Consider the following 14,769-nt stretch of genomic DNA (forward strand, 5'->3'; position numbering starts at 1 on the left):
CGTCTGCCTAGAATTCGGGCGCGTTTGTGCGTCGTGTGATTAAACTTCGGGCAGTTCGCAAAGCGCGCCGCGCAGCAGGTCCAGGGCATGATCGCGGGCCGCTGTGCGCACCCCGTCGCGTCCCAACGCGCCGAACTCAATGATCTGGGTCTGGGTGCCCTGCGGTCCTGACAGGCCAAAACACACGCGGCCTTCGGGCTTGTGCTCGGACCCTCCCGGGCCTGCGATGCCGGTGAGGGATACGGCCAATTGGGCATCGCTGCGATGGACTGCGCCCTGTGCCATCTCTGCGGCAACTTCCTCTGACACCGCGCCATGCGCCGCAAGGGTGGCGGCATCCACCCCCAGCATCTGGATCTTGGCGGCGTTGGAATAGGTGACAAAGCCGCGCTCGAACACTGCCGACGATCCCGCCGGATCGGTGAGGGCGGCCGCTACCATGCCTGCGGTGCAGCTTTCGGCGGTGGCGATCATGATGCCGCGGGCGCGGGCCAGATCAAGGATTTCAGAACGCATGATACAGACCCGCAAGTGCGACGACCGCGAGGGCCGCAAACACGCCGGCAAACACATCGTCCAACATCACCCCCAGCGCATCTCCGCGCCTGTCGGCCCAGCCGACAATCCACGGCTTCCAGATGTCGAACAGCCGAAAAAACACAAAGGCCGCGATCCAGCCGGGCCACATGACGGTGATATCAATCCCCATCCGCCAGCTTGCAATCGACAGCGGCAGCACGGCGATCCATTGGCCGACCAGCTCGTCCACGACAATCTCGGAAGGGTCGTGGTCATCGCTGCCTTTTGTCATCTGCGCCGTGGCCCACCAGCCTTTGAAAAACGCGGCGACAATGCCCAGTACCAGCAAGGGCATCCCGCCGATCACATGCAGCAGCCATGCCCAAGGCAACGACACAAGCGAGCCCCAAGTCCCCGGCGCGGGCTTCAAATACCCTGTGCCAAGCAGGGTCGCGATCATCCGCGCCAGCATCACAATTTCACCAGAGTTGCGGTGGCCATACACGCAATCCCTTCGCCGCGTCCGGTAAAGCCCAACCGCTCGGAGGTGGTTGCCTTGACGGAAACGCGGTCGCGCTCGATCCCGACCATCTGGGCCACTGCGTCGCGCATCGGCGCGGCGTGGGGGCCGACCTTGGGGTGTTCGCAGATGAGCGTGCAGTCAATATGGGCGAGGGTGAAGCCGAGGTCCCGCGCCATCTGCGCCGCGTGCCGCAGGAAGATATGGCTTTCGGCGCCTTTCCATTGTGGGTCCGAAGGCGGGAAATGCGTGCCGATGTCGCCCGCCGCCAAAGCGCCATAGATCGCGTCGGTAATTGTATGCAGTCCCACATCCGCGTCCGAATGGCCGACCAACCCGTGGCTATGCGGGATCGCAACACCGCAAAGCATCACATGATCGCCCTCACCAAAGGCATGCACGTCGAACCCGTTACCTGTGCGAATGTCCATCCTGCTCTCCAATATCCTTGCGGCGCGGGCGAAATCGTCCGGACCTGTGATTTTGATGTTATCCGTGTCGCCAGCCGTAATGGCAACCGTCAGCCCGTGGGCGCGGGCCACGGCGACATCATCGGCAGCGATGCCTGTGTGGGCGGCATGGGCGTCTGCGATGGCTTGGCGGTGAAATCCTTGCGGCGTTTGCGCCGCATACAGGCCGCTGCGGTCTTGGGTGCCTGTCACGGTCTGGTTTGTGCCGGTCCAAAGCGCATCTGTCACCGCCAACCCCGGTGCGGCCCCTGCGGAGGTTTCTAATGCGTCGATCACGTCCTGGATGACACGCGCACTGACACAAGGGCGCGCCGCGTCATGGATCAGAACCGCATCACAATCGGGCAGGGCGCTCAAGCCCGCTTGGACCGACAGGCTCCGCTCGGCGCCGCCTGCTATGACGGTGATGCCGCGTGCCTCGAATTCGGGGGCTTTGTCCATGTCGTCCGCGTGAAGCACCACGGTGATGCCCGCGACGCCTGCATGCGCCTCGAACGCGGCGATCGTATGGTCGATCACGCGGGCGCCGCACAGCGGCTGCCATTGCTTTGGCATATCCCCGCCCGCACGGGTGCCACGGCCTGCGGCGACGATCAGGGCATAGATGCGCATGGGCTCTCCTTTTTTGCGTGGATCAGTCTTAGGAAATCACACGCGCCCGTGCAATGCACGCGCAGGGCAATGCTGCCTAATTTTTAAGCATTACGTACGGTCTGAGGGGGCAAATCCCTCCGGCTGGCATTGATAAAGCGCCGCTGTTGCCGTAGCTTCTGCTCTATCGCCTAGCAATTAAGCACGAGCCTGATGAGTTTTCCGCTTTCCCTCACCCCACCTGTTTTTCTGGCCCCCATGGCCGGCATCACCGACCTGCCGACCCGCAGCCTTGTGGCGCGGTTTGGCGCGGGCCTTGTGGTGAGCGAGATGATCGCCTCGGGCGAGTGGCTGACCAGCCGCCCCGGCACGCGTGAGAAGGCCGAACTGGGCCTTGGCATCGAAGGCACCGCCGTGCAGATCGCGGGCCGCGAGGCCGCACCCATGGCCGAGGCCGCGCGGATGATCGAGGCGCAAGGTGCGCGGCTGATCGACATCAATATGGGCTGTCCCGCCAAGAAGGTCACGCAAGGGGCATCAGGCTCGGCCTTGATGAAAACGCCTGACCACGCGCTGCGCCTGATCGAGGCGGTGGTGGAGGCGGTGAACGTGCCTGTGACGCTCAAGACCCGTTTGGGGTGGGACGACGATATGCTGAACGCGCCCGATATTGCGCGGCGGGCAGAGGCGGCCGGCATCCAGATGATCACGATCCACGGGCGCACGCGGTGCCAGTTCTATAAGGGCCGCGCCGACTGGGCGGCCATTCGCGGTGTGGTCGAGGCGGTGGACATACCTGTTATCGCAAATGGCGACATCGTGGACACGGAAACCGCACGGGCTGCGCTGGCGCAATCGGGTGCGGACGGCGTGATGATCGGGCGCGGTGTGCAGGGGCGGCCCTGGCTGTTGGCGCAGGTGGCGCATGACATTTATGGCACGCCCGCACCAGTGGTGCCGCAAGGGGCGGAGTTTACCCAGATGGTTCTGGACCACTACGACGACCTGCTGCGGTTCTACGGGACCAAACTGGGCCTGCGCGTGGCCCGCAAACATTTGGGGTGGTACATGGATCACGCAGCCACGCCAGACACACACCGCCGCGCCGTGCTGACCGCCCGCAGCGTTGAGGAAACGATGGTTCTGCTGCCCGCAGCCCTTGACCCCGCCCAGTGGGAGGCCGCCGCATGAGCGCCGCTGTCCCAATGGCAGAGCGCAGCCTGTGGGCCTCGCTGCCCGTGCCCTCCATTCTGGTGGACCGCGCCGACCGCATTGTAGACATCAACGCCGCCGCCGAAGGGTTTCTCAATACCTCGGCCAAAAGCGTGGCGGATGTGCCTGTCTGGGACCTCATCGCCGTTGACGCCCCGCTGGAGGAAGCCTTTGCCCGCGCCCGCGACACGCAAACCACGCTGTTTGTGAACGATGTGGATGTGGGCAGCGGGATGCGCCCGCCGTTGCAATCCCAGCTACAGATTGCGCCTTTGGCCGATTCTGACGGGGTGATGATCCTCATGATCTCTCCCCGGGAATTGGCGGGGCGCATGACCCAAAGCAATTCGGTCAAATCCGCCGCGAAATCCGCCATCGGCATGGCAGAAATGCTCGCGCATGAGATCAAGAACCCGCTGGCGGGGATCACGGGCGCGGCGCAATTGCTTAGCATGAACCTGAGCAAGGAAGATCAGGAACTGACCGACCTTATTGTGGCCGAAAGCCGCCGTATCGTGAAGCTGCTGGAGCAGGTCGAGCAGTTTGGCAACCTCACCTTGCCCGAACGCGGGCCTGTGAACCTGCATGACGTGCTGGACCGTGCGCGGCGCTCGGCCTTGCTGGGCTTTGGGGCGCGGATGAAGATCGTCGAAGACTATGACCCGTCGCTGCCGCTGGCGTGGGGGGACAAGGACCAGCTGTTGCAGGTGGTGCTGAACCTTGTGAAAAACGCCTCCGAGGCGGCAGGCCTGAGCGGTGGCACCATCCGACTGCACAGCTATTACGAGCATTCATTTCGCTTGCGCCGTGCAGACGGGCGCGGCGTGGCGCTGCCTTTGCAGATCGAAGTGATCGACGACGGGCCGGGCTTGCCCGCGGCCATTGCCGACGATGTGTTTGATCCCTTTGTGTCGGGCCGTGAAAACGGCACCGGCCTTGGGCTCGCATTGGTGAGCAAGATTATATCCGAGCATGACGGCTGGATCGCCGTCAACTCGACCCCCGGTCGAACGGTGTTTCGCATTTCCCTGCCGCGTGCAGATGCAGCCCCCCAGAAGGAGAGTTAACCATGGATGGCACAGTATTGGTGGCCGATGACGACCGCACCATTCGCACGGTCCTGACGCAGGCGCTGACGCGTGCGGGCTGCAAGGTTCACGCGACGTCCAGCCTGACCACGCTGATGCGCTGGGTGGCAGAAGGGAAGGGCGATGTTGTCATCTCGGATGTGGTGATGCCCGACGGAAACGGGCTCGAAATGTTGCCGAAGATCGCGCAGGACCGCCCCGATCTGCCTGTGATTGTGATCTCGGCGCAGAATACAATTATGACGGCGATCAAAGCGGCCGAGGCAGAGGCCTATGATTATCTGCCCAAACCCTTTGATCTGCCCGACCTGATGAAGCGCACCGCGCGCGCACTGGAGCGGGCAGGCGCGCCGCGCCGCGCCCCCGATACAACGGCGCAAAACGACGAGGACGATCTGCCCATGGTGGGCAAAACGGCTGTGATGCAGGCGCTTTACCGCGTGATTGCGCGGGTGATGAACACCGACTTGCCCGTCCTGATCTGGGGCGAAAGCGGCACGGGCAAGTCCCTGATCGCCAAGGCTGTGCATGATCTGTCCGACCGCCGCTCGCTGCCGTTTGTGACCGTGACCGAGGCCGATCTGCGCGACATCGAAGGCCCCGCGCGCGTGTTGGCCCGTGTGCGCGGCGGCACGCTACTGATCGATGAGATTGGCGATATTTCGGAGGAGGTGCAGGCCCGCATCGCGCGGATGATGGATGCCGAAACCGACAGCCCGCCACGCTTTATTGCCACCTCGCAGCACGATCTGGCCCATGAGGGTGCTCCGCTGCGCCGTGATTTGTTTTACCGTTTGTCGGGGGCCACGCTGCACGTGCCGGCCCTGCGCGACCGCGTTGAGGATATTCCCCTGCTGGCTGCGCATTTTCTGGAAAAAGCCGATGCTGCCGGGGGGGCGCCTCACGCGCTGTCAGACCTCGCGGCCAAGGTGTTTTCAACCTATGCATGGCCCGGCAACGTGCGGCAGTTGGAACATGCGATGCGCCAGCTGGCCCTGACCAGCCGCGCGGTTGAAATCACCGGTGCCGAGGCCGAACAGATCGTCGGAGGCCAGCAAGGCCCCGAACCCATGCGCGCCATCTCTGGTCCCACCAGTGAAAAGCTGGGCGCCAGCGTCGAGCGCCACATCCGCCGTTATTTTGAGCTGCACGGCAATATGCTGCCGCCCCCCGGCCTCTATCAGCGGATCTTGCGCGAAGTGGAAGGCCCGTTGCTGGAGGTCGCCCTTGCCGCGACCTCGGGAAATCAGGCGAAATGTGCCGAGCTCTTGGGAATTAACCGAAATACTTTGCGAAAGAAGATCACGGACCTTGAAATAGAGGTTACACGCGGTCGAAAAATGATGTAAAAGTACCACATAAGCGTGGCCATCAAGGGACATCCTTGGTCAGGACCACATAAAATGGCGGTACGGTGCATATGCACCACATCAGGTAAGGGGCTCTTTGTGGCTTCCCTAACACGTAGTTCTTGGCTGGTTACCCTGTCGCGTTTGCGGCGGCTTAGGCGCGTGCGCACGGTAATGACGTTCGGGTTGGTGATTCTGGGGCCGGTGCTGGCGCTGGCGACCTATCTGGCGCTGGGGCCGCTGGATCAGGGCAGCACGGATATCCTGCGCCTGATCTTGCTGCTGGATCTTGTCTATATTCTGGTTGTCGCCGCCCTTGTGCTGGCGCAGGTGGCGCGGTTGATCACGGCGCGGCGGGCGAAATCGGCGGGCTCGCGGCTTCACCTGCGGCTGACGGGTGTTTTCGCGCTCATGGCGTTGATCCCCACAGTATCCGTCGCGGTGTTTGCGGTGCTGACCATCAATGTCGGCATCGAGGGCTGGTTTTCCGAGCGCGTGCGCGTGGTGGTTGGCAATTCATTGCTGGCTGCCGAAGCCTACGCCGAGGAAGAACGCGCAGGCCTGCGGGCCGACGCGCTTGGCCTTGCGCGCAGCATCGACCGCGCGCGCCGTGGCGGCACACGGCTGGGGGATAGCGAATTGTTGAGCGAGGGGCAGCGGCAAATCCAGCGCGGCCTGCGCGAGGCCTATATGATTGATGGCACAGCAGAAATTCGCGCCCGCGGCGATCGCTCGTATCTGTTCGACTATGACGCGCCTACCGCCGAAGAAATCGCAACCGCCAGCGCCACAGATGTGCGCCTGATCGAGGATTGGGAGAATAACGAGTTCCGCGCCCTGATCCGGCTTACCTCTTTCGTCGATCGGTTCCTTTATGTCAGCCGCGAAGTCGACGGCGAAATTCTCAGCCTGCTGGACGACACCCAAGAAACGATCCGCCTCTATCAACAGCTTGAGAGCGAGCGGGGGCGCATGTTGTTCGAATTCGGCCTGCTGTACCTCGCCTTTGCTGTTATCATCATCCTTGCCGCCGTCTGGCTGGGTCTGTGGTTTGCCGAGCGTTTGTCCGGCCCCGTTGGCCGTCTGACCGGTGCCGCACAGCGTGTCGGGGCAGGCGATCTGGACGTGCAAGTGCGCGAGGATGACGGCGATGACGAAATCGCCATGCTGGGCGTCTACTTTAACCAGATGACCAAACAGCTGAAGGGCCAGCGCAACACGCTGCTGGATAACACCCGCCAGATTGAACGCCGCCGCCGTCTGTTTGATTCTGTGCTTAGCTCGGTCACTTCAGGCGTTGTCGGCCTTGACCCCGAAGGGCGCGTGACCTTTGTAAACCGCTCTGCCATGCGGCTGCTCGACTGGAAGGAAGACCAGCAATCGCTGGCGCTGTCGGTTGTGGTGCCTGAATTCGGTCCTCTATACCAGACACTGACCACCACCGCCGCCGAAGCCACGCAGCAAGAGATCAAAGTCTCACGACAAGGCCGCATGGAAAACCTGCTGGTGCGCATGGCGACTCGGCGCACCGATGACGGGCGGCTTGAGGGCTATGTTGTGGCCTTTGACGATGTCACCGATCTGGTCAGCGCCCAGCGGATGGCCGCATGGGGCGACGTTGCCCGCCGCATCGCCCACGAGATCAAGAACCCGCTCACCCCGATCCAACTCTCGGCCGAGCGGATCAAACGCAAATTCGCGCCAAAGCTGGGCGACGACAGCGACAGCCTTGAACAGATGACCGGCGTTATCATTCGCCAAACGGGTGATCTGCGCCGTATTGTCGATGAATTCTCGAAATTCGCCCGTATGCCAGAGCCCGAGCGCAAGGCCCAAGACCTTGGCCAACTGGTCCGCGATGCGGTGCTGCTGCAAAAGACGGGCAGGCCGGACATAAAACTCATATCTGACGTGCCGGCCGCAGAACTCCCCGCGCTGATCGACGGGACAATGATTACACAGGCGTTAACAAACTTAATAAAAAACGCAGGCGAAGCCATCGACACCCTCAAAGAAGACGGCGCACCGGACGATCTGGTGCCTCAGGTCCACGTTGCCCTATCGGTCGACGGGGGGGCGGCGCATATCACCATCGCCGACAACGGCATCGGTCTGCCCGAAGACCGCGCCCGGCTGTTCGAGCCTTACGTGACGACCCGCAGCGAAGGCACAGGGCTGGGCTTGCCCATCGTCAAGAAGATCATCGAGGAACACGGCGGCAGCCTGACCCTCACCGACGCCCCCGTATTTGAGGGCCAAACCCATCACGGCGCACTGGCACATATTACGCTGCCCCTAGACGCGCCCACACGCCAATCCGACCCAAAGGAGCCTACACCATGAGCGATATTCTGATCGTAGATGACGAGCGCGATATTCGCGAGCTGATCTCGGACATTCTGGAGGATGAGGGCTTTACCACGCGGCTTGCAGGAAATTCCGACGATGCCATGACGCAGGTGACGACCGAACAGCCTGCGCTGATGATCCTCGATATCTGGCTTAAAGACAGCAAAATGGACGGGATCGACATTCTCAAGGTGGTCAAACGCGACTACCCGGATGTGCCGGTTGTAATTATCTCGGGGCATGGGAACGTGGAAATCGCGGTGGCGGCGATCAAACAGGGGGCGTATGACTTTATTGAAAAGCCCTTTAACATCGACCAGTTGATGGTCGTCATCCGCCGCGCCATGGAAACCTCCCGCCTGCGCCGCGAGAATATCAGCCTCAAGCGCAAAGATAGCTCCAACACCGAAATGATCGGCAATTCGGGCGCGTTTAAAACACTGGTCGGCCAGCTTGATAAAGTCACCAAATCCAATGGCCGCGTGATGCTGACAGGCCCCGCAGGGGCGGGCAAGGAAGTCGCTGCACGCTATATCCACACCAATTCCAACCGCGCCTCGGCCCCCTTCATCACGGTCAATTGCGCAGGCGTCGCGCCCGAACGGATGGAGGAAGTGCTCTTTGGTCGCGAAACCCCCGAGCGGGGCGTAGAGCCGGGCCTGCTCGAGCAAGCGCACGGCGGTGTGGTCTATTTCGACGAGGTGGCGGATATGCCCCTTGGCACGCAGTCCAAGATCCTGCGCGTGTTGGTAGATCAACAATTCACCCGCGTCGGCGGTAACGATAAAATCCGCGTCGACCTGCGGGTGATCTCCAGCACAAACAAAGACCTAGAGGCCGAGATTAACGCAGAAACATTCCGCGAAGAGCTCTACCACCGTCTGAACGTGGTGCCGATCGCCGTGCCCTCACTGGCAGAGCGGCGCGAAGACATCCCTCTGCTCGCCGCCCATTTCATCGCGGAATTCAACGCGACCCAAGGTCTGCCGCAACGCGAAATCTCGGACGATGCCGAGGCGCTCATGCAAACGATGGTCTGGCCCGGCAACGTGCGCCAGCTCAAAAACATGGTCGAACGTATCCTGATCCTGGGCGAAGGCACAGCCCCCATCGAGGCCCGCGAACTCCCCGGCGAAGAGGACCACTCCGAAGAGGAGGGCCGCGTTGTCCTCTCGGGTGCCATGGCCAGCCTGCCGTTGCGCGAAGCCCGCGAAGCGTTCGAGCGTGAATACCTGCTCACGCAGATCAACCGCTTTGGCGGCAACATCTCCCGCACCGCCAATTTCGTCGGCATGGAACGCTCGGCGCTGCACCGCAAACTCAAAAGCCTCGGCGTCGTTACCTCCGCCAAATCGGGCACCCGTGTCGCCCATGTCGATGACGACTAACTCCTATTTTTTCTGGGCTTAAATCCTTTGGCGAATTCCTGCGCCGACAGGCGCGGGAATGGGGCAACGCCCCGTTCTTCTGATGCAGCCGATCGCACGCACGCGACATTTGAATTGACCCCAATCCCCCCATCTGGCAATGCTGGGTCTCTCGAATGGTGCGCCACAGACACGCACAGCATGCGCCTATCGCAGCAGGGGATTTCCACATCATGAAAGTTATCATTTGCGGCGCAGGTCAGGTTGGCTGGCAAATCGCACGTCACCTGTCGGGTGAACAAAACGACGTCACAATCGTCGACAATAACGCCGATCTGGTGCGCCGCGCCACGGATACGCTGGACGTTCAAGGCGTGGCAGGCTTTGCCAGCTACCCTGACGTGCTGGCCCGTGCGGGGGCGCGGGACGCGGATATGATCATTGCGGCCACCCATTCGGACGAGGTGAACATGGTCACCTGTCAGGTCGCCCATTCGGTCTTTGGTATCAACCGCAAGATCGCCCGCCTGCGCTCTCAATCCTACCTCGATGCGATCTACTCCGATCTTTACCGCCGCGATCATCTGCCAATCGACGTGGTCATTTCCCCCGAACGCGAAGTAGCCGCCGCTGCCCTGCAACGCCTGTCTGCCCCCGCCGCCTTTGACACCGAGGTGTTCATGGAGGGCCACGCGCAGCTGTTGGGCATCACGCTGGACGAAGACTGCCCCGTGCTGAACACGCCGCTGCGCCAGCTGACCGATCTTTTCTCGACCCTGCGGGCCGTGGTCGTGGGCATCCGCCGCGACGGGCGTCTGTTCGCGCCCGAGCCAAAAGACCAGCTTTTCGCGGGCGACGATGCCTATCTCTTTGTGCACCGCGATGACATCAGCCGCGCGATGGAGATCTTTGGCAAAACCTCATCGACGCAGGACCGTGTGGTGCTGGTGGGTGGGGGTAATGTCGGCCTCTCGGTGGCCCAGACGCTGGAGCGGCGCGTGAAACGCATCCGCGCCAAAGTGATCGAGAAAAACCGCCACTGCGCCGAATTCGCCGCCGAAGCGCTGGAGCGCACGATTGTTCTGAACGGCGACGGTCTGGACGCTGCCCTGTTGGCCGAGGCAGGCATCCAGCGCGCCGACGCCATGCTGGCCGTGACCGACGACGACAAAACCAACATGCTGGCCTGTGTCCGCGCCAAAGCCGAGGGCTGCCCCTATGTGATCGCGCTTATTAACGACCCCACGCTGGTGCCGTTGATGCAGCCCTTGGGCATTGATGCCTATATCAACCCGCGTGCCACCACCGTCAGCTCGATCCTGCGCCACATTCGCCACGGACGTGTGCGGGCGGTCTATTCCATCGGCGACGCCGAGGCCGAAGTGATCGAGGCCGAAGTGCTTTCTACCTCGCCCATCACCGGAAAACGCGTAAACGAGATCGACTTCCCCGAAGGGGTGCTGGTGGGCGCGATCCGCAAGGGCGACGAGGTGATCCGCCCGCGTGGCGATACGCGCATCGAAGAGGGCGACGTGATTGCGGTTTTTGTGCTGACAAAGGACGTGCCGCAGCTTGAACAGTTGATGCAGGTCTCGATCGACTTTTTCTAGGAAGGGTGCCGCAATGGCCTCCAAGACCCATCTGCGCCGTGATCTGACACAACTGCCGCTGTTCTTGCTGATGTTCGGCATCGGCTCGGCAGCGATGTTTGTACCTGCTGTCTATGCGCTTGCGGTGGATCAGCACGGCGCGTCGCAAGCCTTCCTTTACGCGGGGCTTCTGGGCTGTGTGGCCTTTCTGCTGATCGGCGTGGCCCATGCGGGGCGCACCCCGCGCCATGGTGCGTTGGGACCGCTGCTATCGCTGTTTTGCGCCTTTGTCTTTTTGCCTGCCTTCTTTGCCGTCCCCTTTGTCGAAGCACTGCCCACCACACGGTATTTCAACGCATATTTCGAGATGCTGAGCGCCCTGACAACAACGGGGGCTACGATGTTCGACAATCCCTCACGTCTCAGCGGGCCATTGCATTTGTGGCGGGCCCAGGTCGGCTGGATGGGCGGGTTGTTGATGTGGGTGGCGGCGGTGGCGATCCTTGCGCCGCTCAATCTGGGCGGGTTCGAGGTGACGGCACAGGCCGAGCCGGGCCGCCGCGAGACGGGCCTGTACAACAACGCGCCACTGACCCCGCACCAGCGCATCAGGCGCGCGTTGTATATGCTGGCGCCGCTTTATGGCGGGCTGACGCTGCTGTTGTGGATATTGCTGCTGGCAACGGGGCAGGAGGGTCTGACGGCCTTGTGCCACGCCATGTCGGTCATGGCGACCTCGGGGATTAGCACGGGCACTGACGGCTTTGGCGGCGTGATCCCCGAGATGATTATGGTGTTATTCATGCTGTTTGCGTTGTCGCGGCTGACATTTACCTCTGACACGGTGACGGCGACGATGGGCGGGTTGCGCACCGACCCCGAATTCCGCATCGGGTTGGGTATCCTGATCCTTGTCCCGTCAATCCTGTTTGCCCGCCACTTCTTTGGCGCGATTGATCTGTCGAGCGAGCCGCCGATCACCCTTGCGCTTCAGGCGCTATGGGGGTCGATTTTCACCGCCGTCTCGTTCCTGACCACGACGGGCTTTGCCTCGGAGTACTGGGGCCAGACGCAAAGCTATTCTGGTTTGGGCACGCCGGGGTTGATCCTGATGGGGCTGGCCCTGATCGGTGGCGGGGTGGCGACCACGGCGGGCGGGGTCAAACTGCTGCGGGTCTATGCGCTTTACCGCAATGCGGTGCGCGAGATGGACCAACTGGTGCATCCCAACTCGGTATCGGGGGCGGGGGCTGCGGGGCGGCGGTTGCAATCGGGGGGGGCGTTCATTGCGTGGATCTTCTTTATGCTGCTGGCGTTGTCATTTGCGGGTGTGACCCTTGCGCTGACGCTGACGGGCGTGTCCTTTGATGATGCGCTGGTGCTGGCCACTGCCATGCTGACGACCACGGGGCCGCTGACGGACTTCGGCGGCGCGGCACCGATTTCGCTGTTGGCGCTGAGCGATCCTGCCAAGCTCATCATGGCGGGCGCCATGGTTTTGGGCCGGCTTGAGACGTTGGCGATTATCGCCTTGCTGACCCCCGACCTGTGGCGAAGCTGACACGAATGGGCGCGTTTGCAGCAAAAGGGGCTTGTTTGGGGCTGGATACTTGGGGATTCGCCCTCCATAGTTGGGATAAGGCGCGCTGATTGGGTGTGCGAAAAGAAAAAATGAAAGAACAAACTATGGCGTCTGATAGACAGAACCTTCAGGATGCGTTCCTGAACCACGTGCGCAAGACCAAAGTACCGGTCACGATTTTCCTGATCAACGGTGTGAAACTGCAAGGTGTCATCACCTGGTTTGACAACTTCTGCGTCCTGCTGCGCCGCGATGGCCAATCCCAGCTTGTCTATAAACACGCGATCTCTACAATCATGCCAAGCCAGCCGATCAGCTTGTATGAGGGCGAAGACGCCGCTTGAGTAAACCTGACTTTCAGATTGACGAGACAGATGGCCCCGCGCTGACGCGTGCATGGGTCCTGCATCCTGACATCAAAAACGACAACGCGCGCCGCGATCCCGCGCCTGCCTTGGCCGAAGCAATTGCGCTGGCCGAAGCCATGCCAAACCTTGAGGTTGTAGGCTCTGACATTGTGCCGCTGCGCACGGTCAGTGCGGGGCAACTGTTCGGCAAAGGCAAGATCGACGAGCTGCACGACCTGCTGCACGACAACGAGGTCGAGCTGGTGTTGGTCGACGGTCCCGTGACGCCCGTGCAGCAACGCAACCTTGAAAAAGCGTGGAACGTAAAGCTGCTGGACCGCACGGGTCTGATCCTCGAGATTTTCAGCGACCGTGCCGCCACCCGAGAGGGTGTGCTTCAGGTCGAGATGGCGGCCCTGAACTATCAACGCACGCGGCTGGTGCGGGCCTGGACCCACCTTGAGCGTCAGCGCGGCGGCCTTGGCTTTGTCGGTGGCCCCGGCGAGACGCAGATCGAGGCGGACCGCCGTGCCATTGACGACCAGCTTGTGCGCCTACGCCGTCAGCTGGACAAAGTGGTCAAAACGCGCGCACTGCACCGGGCGGCCCGTGCCAAGATACCATTCCCCATCGTCGCATTGGTTGGCTATACCAACGCTGGGAAATCCACGCTTTTCAACAAGTTGACGGGCGCGGATGTGATGGCCAAAGATATGCTCTTTGCCACGCTGGACCCCACGATGCGCAGTCTGGAACTGCTGGATGGTCCCGAGATTATTCTGAGCGACACCGTTGGCTTTATCTCGGACCTGCCGACGGAATTGGTCGCAGCCTTCCGCGCCACGCTGGAGGAAGTACTGGCCGCGGACATCGTGCTGCATGTGCGCGACATCAGCCATGACGAATCCGAAGCGCAGGCGCGCAATGTGCGCGATATCATGACCTCGCTGGGGGTGCCCGACGACACGCGCACCTTCGAAGTCTGGAACAAGCTGGACCTGATGGAGGGCGACAAAGCCGCCGCCATGCGCGAACGGGCGGCCCGTGACGAAGACGTGCTGGCCATCTCGGCGCTGACGGGCGAGGGGTTGGATGACTTGCAAGAGGCGGTCGCGGCCGCGCTGCAGGGTGCATTGCGCACCGCTGATCTGTCGCTCGACTTTGCTGACGGGCGCAAGCGTGCGTGGCTCTTCGAGCGGGACGTGGTTGTGAGCGAGACACAGACCGAGACGGGCTTTGATCTGGTGGTGCGCTGGTCTGCGGATGTGGAAGCGGCCTACCTCCGGCTTTGAAAAAAAATGGTGTGGTCCCCTCGTTTTTTTAAAGGGGCGGCGCATGTTGTAGCGGGTTAACCTTTGAGGAGCCCGTACCCCCATGTCCTATCTTGTCGCCTATGTCGCCGCTTTTGTCCTGTTTCTGGTCGTTGACTTTGTCGGGCTGAGCTATCTGCTCAAACCGCTTTTTATGAAGTCGATCGGGCCGCTGATGCTGGAGCAATTCCGCGTCGTGCCCGCGTTCTTTTTCTATGCGTTTCTGGTGTTCGTGGTCATGTGGTTCGTGGGCTGGCCCGCGCTGGATCAGGGGAAGTCGTTGCTATGGGTGTTCGGGTCTGCCGCGCTGATTGGTGCGGCGTCTTACGGGACATACGAGTTTACCAACTATGCGGTTCTGAAAGACTGGACGGCGCAGATGGTCATGGTTGATCTGATTTGGGGGACGGTTGTGACAGGCGTGACTTGTGCGGGTGGCGTTTGGGTTGCACGGCTGGTTCTGGGGTAAAGAGGGT

13 protein-coding genes are annotated in these 14,769 nt (G+C 61.8%); 10 read left to right on the forward strand and 3 right to left on the reverse strand.

What is annotated here, in order from left to right; translation table 11 throughout:
• Positions 1 to 39: 39 nt before the first annotated feature.
• Genes ABMC88_RS12465 through ABMC88_RS12475 form a run of 3 tightly spaced genes read right to left on the reverse strand, consistent with a single transcriptional unit; the run spans position 40 to position 2,121 of the window.
• Positions 40 to 516 carry a CinA family protein gene (locus ABMC88_RS12465; protein ID WP_349577226.1) on the reverse strand — a complete coding sequence of 159 codons (477 nt, stop codon included), beginning with the start codon at positions 514 to 516 and terminating at the stop codon, positions 40 to 42.
• Positions 506 to 994 (reverse strand): phosphatidylglycerophosphatase A family protein, encoded by a 489-nt coding sequence (locus tag ABMC88_RS12470; protein WP_349577338.1) that lies wholly within the window; start codon positions 992 to 994, stop codon positions 506 to 508. Before ABMC88_RS12470 ends, ABMC88_RS12465 begins: the two co-directional genes overlap by 11 nt.
• Positions 991 to 2,121 (reverse strand): bifunctional 2-C-methyl-D-erythritol 4-phosphate cytidylyltransferase/2-C-methyl-D-erythritol 2,4-cyclodiphosphate synthase, encoded by a 1,131-nt coding sequence (locus ABMC88_RS12475; RefSeq protein WP_349577227.1) that lies wholly within the window; start codon positions 2,119 to 2,121, stop codon positions 991 to 993. Before ABMC88_RS12475 ends, ABMC88_RS12470 begins: the two co-directional genes overlap by 4 nt.
• Before the next feature lie 192 nt (positions 2,122 to 2,313).
• On the opposite strand from ABMC88_RS12475, the gene dusB reads away from it, so the two are divergent.
• The 10 genes from dusB (at position 2,314) to ABMC88_RS12525 (ending at position 14,762) form a co-directional block, all read left to right on the forward strand.
• A complete protein-coding gene (dusB, locus tag ABMC88_RS12480) occupies positions 2,314 to 3,291 on the forward strand; it encodes a tRNA dihydrouridine synthase DusB (protein ID WP_349577228.1) in 978 nt (325 codons plus the stop codon).
• Positions 3,288 to 4,379, forward strand: a complete 1,092-nt coding sequence (locus ABMC88_RS12485) for a two-component system sensor histidine kinase NtrB (RefSeq protein WP_439655598.1) — start codon at positions 3,288 to 3,290, stop codon at positions 4,377 to 4,379. Before dusB ends, ABMC88_RS12485 begins: the two co-directional genes overlap by 4 nt.
• A gap of 2 nt (positions 4,380 to 4,381) precedes the next feature.
• Positions 4,382 to 5,749: a response regulator gene (locus ABMC88_RS12490; RefSeq protein ID WP_349577230.1), complete on the forward strand. Its 1,368-nt coding sequence runs from the start codon at positions 4,382 to 4,384 to the stop codon at positions 5,747 to 5,749.
• A gap of 174 nt (positions 5,750 to 5,923) precedes the next feature.
• On the forward strand, positions 5,924 to 8,092 hold the full coding sequence (locus tag ABMC88_RS12495; RefSeq protein ID WP_349577340.1) for a sensor histidine kinase NtrY-like: 2,169 nt from the start codon (positions 5,924 to 5,926) through the stop codon (positions 8,090 to 8,092).
• Positions 8,089 to 9,486 carry a nitrogen assimilation response regulator NtrX gene (gene ntrX / locus ABMC88_RS12500; protein ID WP_349577231.1) on the forward strand — a complete coding sequence of 466 codons (1,398 nt, stop codon included), beginning with the start codon at positions 8,089 to 8,091 and terminating at the stop codon, positions 9,484 to 9,486. Before ABMC88_RS12495 ends, ntrX begins: the two co-directional genes overlap by 4 nt.
• 212 nt (positions 9,487 to 9,698) lie before the next feature.
• A complete protein-coding gene (gene trkA / locus ABMC88_RS12505) occupies positions 9,699 to 11,075 on the forward strand; it encodes a Trk system potassium transporter TrkA (RefSeq protein ID WP_349577232.1) in 1,377 nt (458 codons plus the stop codon).
• A gap of 13 nt (positions 11,076 to 11,088) precedes the next feature.
• Positions 11,089 to 12,615 (forward strand): TrkH family potassium uptake protein, encoded by a 1,527-nt coding sequence (locus ABMC88_RS12510; protein ID WP_349577233.1) that lies wholly within the window; start codon positions 11,089 to 11,091, stop codon positions 12,613 to 12,615.
• A 125-nt stretch (positions 12,616 to 12,740) separates the two neighbouring features.
• Positions 12,741 to 12,980: an RNA chaperone Hfq gene (gene hfq / locus ABMC88_RS12515; RefSeq protein ID WP_349577234.1), complete on the forward strand. Its 240-nt coding sequence runs from the start codon at positions 12,741 to 12,743 to the stop codon at positions 12,978 to 12,980.
• A complete protein-coding gene (hflX, locus tag ABMC88_RS12520; RefSeq protein ID WP_349577235.1) occupies positions 12,977 to 14,275 on the forward strand; it encodes a GTPase HflX in 1,299 nt (432 codons plus the stop codon). The genes hfq and hflX overlap by 4 nt, the downstream gene beginning before the upstream one ends.
• 82 nt (positions 14,276 to 14,357) lie before the next feature.
• Positions 14,358 to 14,762, forward strand: coding sequence for a DUF2177 family protein (locus ABMC88_RS12525; RefSeq protein ID WP_349577236.1), 405 nt, complete (start codon positions 14,358 to 14,360; stop codon positions 14,760 to 14,762).
• Positions 14,763 to 14,769: the final 7 nt, after the last annotated feature.

The organism is Sulfitobacter aquimarinus (assembly GCF_040149565.1).
GTDB classification, from domain to species: domain Bacteria; phylum Pseudomonadota; class Alphaproteobacteria; order Rhodobacterales; family Rhodobacteraceae; genus Sulfitobacter; species Sulfitobacter aquimarinus.